Source organism: Pseudozobellia thermophila (genome assembly GCF_900141855.1).
Taxonomy (GTDB): Bacteria; Bacteroidota; Bacteroidia; order Flavobacteriales; family Flavobacteriaceae; genus Pseudozobellia; species Pseudozobellia thermophila.
In genome coordinates this window covers 46,014-52,403 of sequence record NZ_FQYU01000015.1, presented here as the reverse complement: position 1 = coordinate 52,403, position 6,390 = coordinate 46,014, and the positions used below count along the sequence as shown (strand labels likewise).

The window sequence follows — 6,390 nt, the reverse complement described above, 5'->3', positions numbered from 1 at the left end:
CGATACGGTTCCTGCTTACCTTGTACCCTTTGTCACGGGTAAGCCAAACGTGCATGCGCTTGGCGCCCTTCTCGGGGTGGTACAGGTAATGCTCGTCCATAAGCCGCATCAGTTCCAGGTTCAGTTCCGTTTCCCCTCTCGGTCTGTAATAAAGTCCTGATCGGTGGATTCCTAGACTACGGCACTGTGCCGATATGCTCAGTTTGGAATGGCCCTTGCGTACCATTTTTCTTCTTTCGGCCAAAGGCCTTAGCGCAAGGCGTCCTTTAAAAAATCGTTCTCGACCTTTAACTCCCCGATGGTCTTGAGCAATTGATCGTTCTTTTTCTCGGCCTCACTACGTTTATCGGTCTTCCCTTTTTCGAAAACCTGTTCGGCTCCCGAAAGAAAATCCCGCTTCCAACTACTGATCTGGGTGGGATGTATCCCGTGTTTCTGGGCCAGTTCGGCAAGGCTATGCCGCTCTTTCAAGGCTTCCAATACTACCTTGGTCTTGAATTTCGATGTGAATTTTCTTCGTGTCATATTCAGTAAATTTAATAATTAAACTTACTGTCCTAAAATTTGGGGTATCTACAGACTGAATTATGGACTTTTCTTGCCGACAACGTTGCTCAAATTACTTTACTTCTAACTGGTTTATCCCAAGTTCTATCAAGAGTTCCTTTGAGAAAATCAAAATTGGAGCAAAAAGATTTGAAACTAAGCATTGAAGAAAGAAAACTAAATATTAAAACCTTAAAAAAAGAATTAAAACAGAAAGAACCAGAGCAAATAACAATTGAAAATCTCAACTTGATAATTGATAGTAATCCCAAAATACTAAAGCATTTATCAAATTATTATAAACAACTTTATAATTATCCTAAGGTCAAAAAAATATCAACATCTAAACTATCTGAGAATAAGACTAAAATTGAAGAACCTAAATTTATCTCGAGAACTGACTTTGATAAATTTGTTATTGAAAGTGATGATTTAGAATCTGAAATTGATGAAAATGCAACTATTGAGATAATTTCGCCTGTTCTGAAAAAAGGAAAATATAAATGGAAAGGAGTTTATGGTAAATCTGGAGAACCGATAGACTTTTATATGAAAGATAAAGTTTTTAAACAGTCTGTAATCGCAGAAGGAATTGAATTTAAGAATGGAACATTTATAGATTGTATTTTAGAAAAATCCAGAAAAATTAATGAGGTTGGAGAAATTTACACTTCCTCGTATTCGGTATTAACCGTTCTTAAAAAGCATTATGAAAATACTGTGGAAGAAACACCTCAAGGAAAAAAATATCGAAAGAAAAAAGAAGCAGAAAACCAACAGTTAAAGCTCTTTAACAATGACAAAAAAGAAAAATAAGCCCAGTGTACACCACGGTGTATAAAACATAGCTAATAAGTGCTAAACCCAATAGTTTGTAATTATTTGCAAAGACCGCCAATTTTTTTAATTTGGCTTTTTCAGAAAATAAGGTAAAAGAAAATTAAAAAATTCGGCTCGTGTATCATCCGAAACGATAATGTCTTTTTAACACGCTACGTTTCGTATACGGAGGGGATAACACATTATGAAAAAAACTCTGATATTAGTAATAATAACTCTGACTTCTAATTTAGTTGAAGCTCAGTTCATTAAAGAAAAATCAATAAATGCTCAAATAGGATATGGTATTAGTGTACCATACAATAGTATTGACGAAGTTGCTGATGATGGCTTTTATGCACAAGGAGAACTAGTATTAAAAGTCACTTCTTGGTTTGAATTAAGACCATACGCAGGTTTTATTTTAACGAGTTCAAATGGAGAAGACCTAAATGGTAACCCTACTAATGAAAAAGCGGAATCAAAAGCCCTTTTGCTTGGAGGAAAAGCAAGAGTTAGAGCACCAATTCCTTGGGTAGCACCTTATGTAGAAATTGGGAATGGAACTTCAATTGGGAAATTTGAAACATTTGCAGCATTTGATGACATAGACAAAAGCGGAATCATTTATCATATTCCATTCTCATTTGGACTTGAATTAGGAAAGAATAATAATGTTGATTTAGGATTTACTTATTATTTTCAGCCATCAGTTGAACAATTCGCAGGAGCATTTGCGGTTGGAATTACATTTCCGCTGTAACCCTTGCACAAGCCCATAACTATAAAAACAATGACCCCTACAACCGCTTTTTAAGGCGGTTTTGTTTATAAAATACCGGAACAGACCATTGTTTTTGGAGGTTATAAAAACAGTCTTTAAAGCTTGTGTAATCCGGTTTTTACAAAAACCGACAAGGAGGCCATGCCTACCCCACTTTTGGCACGTTTCTGTTCGAACTTCAGGTACTCCTGCCCGTGCCGTTCAGGTGGGTTTTCAGGTTATGTGTAAGCTTCCCCAAAATTAAAACCGTCCGGTTTAACGGGAGGAGATCAACCTTCGAACAAATATTGATCTATTGCGGACTTTTGCTGACCTTATCATCGATGGCGACCGTTTTTGGCGTATTTATATTACGACGAACCAAGGGCAAGTCGCCAGGGCACGCCTATAAAAGTCCTTTTTTCCCTTTTTTTCAAGTGATATTCATTATCATATCGCTTTGGATGATCGCATACGCCTTTATTGACAAGCCCTTCGAAACCCTATTGGTTTTTTGAATCTTGTCCTGGTTTTTTTGACCTATTTATGGAGCAATACATTGAACGATAAATCAAAAACGAGTTAAAATGAAAATAAGAACCATTATCCTTTCAGCCACCACAATGATTTCAACTATGGCTTTTTCGCAGCACAAACATCACACTAAAAAAAACGAGGGCAAGGCAGCCTCGGCCAACGCGTACATGCTCCGATCTTCTACGGAAGACTTGATCAAGCGATTTGAATCGCCCGAAAGGGACGCCTACCAACAGCCCCAAAAAGTACTGGAGTACCTGGGTGACCTTACGAACAAAAAAATAATGGACATAGGTGCAGGTTCCGGGTATTTTTCGGTAAAACTGGCGGCCCAGGGTGCCCATGTCATTGCCGCCGATGTAAGCGATGAATTTCAGGATGCGCTTAAAAAACGCATTGAAGAGAACGACCTTAAGAACATCGAACTTCGTAAAATTCCTTATGACAATCCGAATTTGGCCGACGGGGAAGTAGACATGGTATTGATCGTCAACACCTACCATCATATAGACAACCGAAGCGACTATTTTTCGAAGGTCAAAAACGGAACGAAGGACAATGGGGAGTTGGTAATCATCGACTTCTTCAAGACGGAAGTCCCCGTAGGCCCTCCGACCGACCATAAAATAGCGATCGACGTGGTCATAGCCGAACTAAAAAAGGCCGGGTATACCGATTTTGAGGTAAATGTCGACCTATTGCCCTACCAATACATCATCAAGGCGAAATAAGACAAAAACATTTTGGAACGAAAGCTTCGGCAAGAAGGCTTTGCCCAACTTAAGCCCCCCATGTACGGCCAAAGGTATCTTACTATCTCCGAAGACACCGTTTTTCGCAAAATGGGGGCCTTTTTGACCTTCCAAACCACTGTCCGGCAACTCCAAGTCAGGTAAAATTGGACATGGTCGCCCTAACGAAGCCTTCTAGAAGCTCGATCAGGTCAAAACGGCCGGTCTGTAAATTCACGCCCTTTAGGTAGGACACCTTAAAGGTCCGACCACCGATGTTGTTTTGGCAAGGGGCAAAGTGCCCCGCGGCTTATAAGGCCATGGGGCGAAGCCGTAAAAAATCCGCTATTGGCTAGGGGGCCTCTTTTCTACCCCATGCCCGAAAGCCCCGGGTATTCGTATCATCCCGATTTTATGACCGGCTTTCAAAAAAAATAGGAAGCCCCCCATACCAGCACCTGAGTACCTCCCTATATACCGAAGCCCTATTTTGCATAGGCCCCGGAGGAATAGGTGAGTTCGTAACTGTGGGTGTAGATTTCAAAAACGATTCCGAAGGGGTCTTCCACATAGCACATTTTAAAGGGCTTGTCCTCCGGATAGTATTCCCTGATCGGCATTCTTTGTTTGCCGCCGTGGGCGACAATTTGGTCAATGAGCTTTTCGATATCCGGATCCTGTACACAAAAATGAAAAAGACCCGTATTGAAGGGATTGAACTCCGGAGCTTCCTTGATACCGTTCGGAAAGGAGAACAGCTCTACCCCTATGCCGTCAGAAGTGGACAAATGGGCGATTTCAAACTCCGTCCATTCCTCACCGAATACGTCGATACACATTTGACCAATGGCCGTCTCCCTCTCCTTTTTGATTTTGGAAGCTTCCATAATAATGTACCAGCCCATTACTTCCGAATAAAATTTAACGCCCTTATGTATATCGGGAACCGTTATTCCGATATGTGAGAATGATTTGGGATAATTGGTATTCCTTGCCATATGTTTCTTTTTAGAGGGCAAGATTAGCTTATATTTGCTTCATAGACAATAACTTACCAAAAAGTAGTATAGTTACCTAAACGAGTAAAATACTGAATATCAATAAAATAAAAACTAGAATTGAATAAAGATAATAGTTGCCCCTTACATTATACGATGAATTTGATCGGTACCAAATGGAAGCCCCTGGTTTTGTTCCATTTGTTGGAGGGCCCTTTGCGGTCGGGCGTATTGCAAAAGAAAGTTCCGGGTATTTCCAACAAAATGTTTACGCAGACCGTACGGGAGTTGGAGAAAGACGGACTCCTATCGCGAAAGGTCTATCCCGTGGTTCCGCCAAAGGTGGAGTACGGCCTTACGGAACGGGGAAAATCCTTGGGTCCCATTTTACGCAGCTTGGACCAATGGGGTTCCGAGGATGTTCGGGGGCGGTAAGCCTTTTGTCCTGTTTCGGCGGTTTTACCGGTTTTTGTTCTTCCTTATAAGATCGATCGTAAAATCCATTTGAGTATCCCTGTTCTGCAGAAAGTCATTATACGATTGCGGTACATCATAATCGGGAATAATGCCCCTGTCGTACCGCTGGTTCGACTTCTGGGGTACATCCTGTTCCAAATTTACGACCGAAAAGAAAACGGCCATTCCTGATTTTGGCAAAATGTATCCCATCGGGGTATGTCCGTTGTGCCCATAATAACCGCCCATGGTTTCCTCTCCTATTACGGTCGTGTTGTCGTTTCCGGCGACCATTGCGGCAAAAAGGCTTCCTGCCGATGCCACCCTCGGACCTATCAATAAATAGATATTTCCGGTAAAGGCATGCGGCCTTGGTTTTCTAATCTGGTGGTCTTCGTTGTTTTCGTCTTGGTAGAACTTTCCATCTATCTCTTCGGGAAAATTATTTTTAAACATTTTATTGTACTTGCCTGCGCCCAGTGGCCTTAAAAAACGGGGAATTTTGGTAAAGGCATATTTAAGATAAGGGAGCTTTTTAAAGCTGATCCAGGCTTGTTTGTTTTCCTTAAAATTCCTTTGGGTAAGGTAAGAATAGGTTACTAGGTCGTTGGGGTCGGTACCACCGCCATTGTAACGAACATCAACGATGAGGTTTTTAATCCCCTTTGTTTTTATGTGGGTAAACACACTGTCTAAAAAGGTAAGGTACCTGCCATGAGACGAAGATTGTTTGTTTCCCAAAGAAAAACTGTTTACCCTTAGTATGCCGGTATCCCCATCTATGTCCTTGTAACTGTAGGTTTCCCCTTCTTCCCAATCTTTGTAATCGACCTCGTCAAAGGGTTCTGAGTGCCTTTGCCTTACATTTTTGTAATAATCCGTATAGGCGATTCCCTTTAGGGTAGCGTTTTGGACCTCATGTGAATTATGGGGCCTGTACGCAACCTCAAATACAGGAGATAGGCCGTAGTGCAATCGGTAATATTTACTAAAATTGTATGTTATTCCTATGCGTTTTCCGGTGGTATTTACACCATCGGTAGTGTAATATTTGTATAGGTTTTTTATGATATCGGACATTTTTATTGTGTTGATCGATACAATTTCGGCCCCAAGCGGTATTTCTCCCTTGGCAAAATTTATGATCCACTTACCCTCTATCCATTTGACGGGATAGGGGAAATAACCGTTTTGTTCCTTTTTCATCGATTGGTTATATCTCTCCGGTAACCTTGTATCGTTGTGCAAACTGCCCTCAAAATCGGTCAGTTGGCAAATGATGTTGTAAAAATCGCCATAAGTATTCGCCCGGTCGATTGCCCCGTCCGCCCAGGTGTAGATGCTGTCGATTTGTTCCTTGGTGCGGTATTTGTACAGTCCCGAATTGGCCTTCAGGCGTATGTTTTTAAATACTTCAAGGTCTTTGCGCATCCTTTTTTGCGAAAAAGGGTCGTCAACGGACTGTGCAAGGCCGATACATGAAACCATAAAAAAAAGAAGCGGGAAAAAGACGGTTTTGTTCATTCGGAAATTATTTTTT

7 protein-coding genes and 1 pseudogene are annotated in these 6,390 nt (G+C 41.2%); 4 read left to right on the top strand and 4 right to left on the bottom strand.

What is annotated here, in order from left to right:
* Together BUB37_RS20150 and BUB37_RS20145 are read right to left on the bottom strand one after the other, a co-directional pair.
* Positions 1-226, bottom strand: a pseudogene (locus BUB37_RS20150) (IS3 family transposase); the annotation flags it as partial.
* A gap of 23 nt (positions 227-249) precedes the next feature.
* Positions 250-525 carry a transposase gene (locus BUB37_RS20145; RefSeq protein ID WP_072995465.1) on the bottom strand — a complete coding sequence of 92 codons (276 nt, stop codon included), beginning with the start codon at positions 523-525 and terminating at the stop codon, positions 250-252.
* A 141-nt stretch (positions 526-666) separates the two neighbouring features.
* Here BUB37_RS20145 and BUB37_RS20140 point away from each other — a divergent pair, with 141 nt between their 5' ends.
* The 3 genes from BUB37_RS20140 to BUB37_RS20130 all read left to right on the top strand — a co-directional run bounded on the left by BUB37_RS20140 (position 667) and on the right by BUB37_RS20130 (position 3,396).
* Entirely contained in the window at positions 667-1,362 is a 696-nt protein-coding gene (locus BUB37_RS20140; RefSeq protein WP_139278152.1) for a hypothetical protein, read from the top strand.
* 208 nt (positions 1,363-1,570) lie between these two features.
* Entirely contained in the window at positions 1,571-2,128 is a 558-nt protein-coding gene (locus tag BUB37_RS20135; protein WP_072995714.1) for a hypothetical protein, read from the top strand.
* A gap of 587 nt (positions 2,129-2,715) precedes the next feature.
* On the top strand, positions 2,716-3,396 hold the full coding sequence (locus BUB37_RS20130; RefSeq protein WP_094766816.1) for a class I SAM-dependent methyltransferase: 681 nt from the start codon (positions 2,716-2,718) through the stop codon (positions 3,394-3,396).
* A gap of 485 nt (positions 3,397-3,881) precedes the next feature.
* On the opposite strand, the gene BUB37_RS20120 is transcribed toward BUB37_RS20130, so the two are convergent.
* Positions 3,882-4,394: a VOC family protein gene (locus BUB37_RS20120; protein ID WP_072995710.1), complete on the bottom strand. Its 513-nt coding sequence runs from the start codon at positions 4,392-4,394 to the stop codon at positions 3,882-3,884.
* A 156-nt stretch (positions 4,395-4,550) separates the two neighbouring features.
* On the opposite strand from BUB37_RS20120, the gene BUB37_RS20115 reads away from it, so the two are divergent.
* The gene (locus tag BUB37_RS20115) at positions 4,551-4,829 is read left to right on the top strand and encodes a winged helix-turn-helix transcriptional regulator (RefSeq protein ID WP_094766815.1); all 279 of its coding nucleotides are present in this window, start codon (positions 4,551-4,553) and stop codon (positions 4,827-4,829) included.
* A 24-nt stretch (positions 4,830-4,853) separates the two neighbouring features.
* Here the strand turns inward: BUB37_RS20115 and BUB37_RS20110 are convergent, their stop codons facing one another.
* Positions 4,854-6,374 (bottom strand): S41 family peptidase, encoded by a 1,521-nt coding sequence (locus BUB37_RS20110; RefSeq protein ID WP_072995706.1) that lies wholly within the window; start codon positions 6,372-6,374, stop codon positions 4,854-4,856.
* Between the last annotated feature and the right edge of the window lie 16 nt (positions 6,375-6,390).

What these genes read in the sequence shown, in the direction of transcription:
- BUB37_RS20145 (WP_072995465.1), bottom strand. Translation starts at nt 525, where the DNA reads ATGACACGAAGAAAATTCACATCGAAATTCAAGACCAAGGTAGTATTG.
- BUB37_RS20135 (WP_072995714.1), top strand. Translation starts at nt 1,571, where the DNA reads ATGAAAAAAACTCTGATATTAGTAATAATAACTCTGACTTCTAATTTA.
- BUB37_RS20130 (WP_094766816.1), top strand. Translation starts at nt 2,716, where the DNA reads ATGAAAATAAGAACCATTATCCTTTCAGCCACCACAATGATTTCAACT.
- BUB37_RS20120 (WP_072995710.1), bottom strand. Translation starts at nt 4,394, where the DNA reads ATGGCAAGGAATACCAATTATCCCAAATCATTCTCACATATCGGAATA.
- BUB37_RS20115 (WP_094766815.1), top strand. Translation starts at nt 4,551, where the DNA reads ATGAATTTGATCGGTACCAAATGGAAGCCCCTGGTTTTGTTCCATTTG.
- BUB37_RS20110 (WP_072995706.1), bottom strand. Translation starts at nt 6,374, where the DNA reads ATGAACAAAACCGTCTTTTTCCCGCTTCTTTTTTTTATGGTTTCATGT.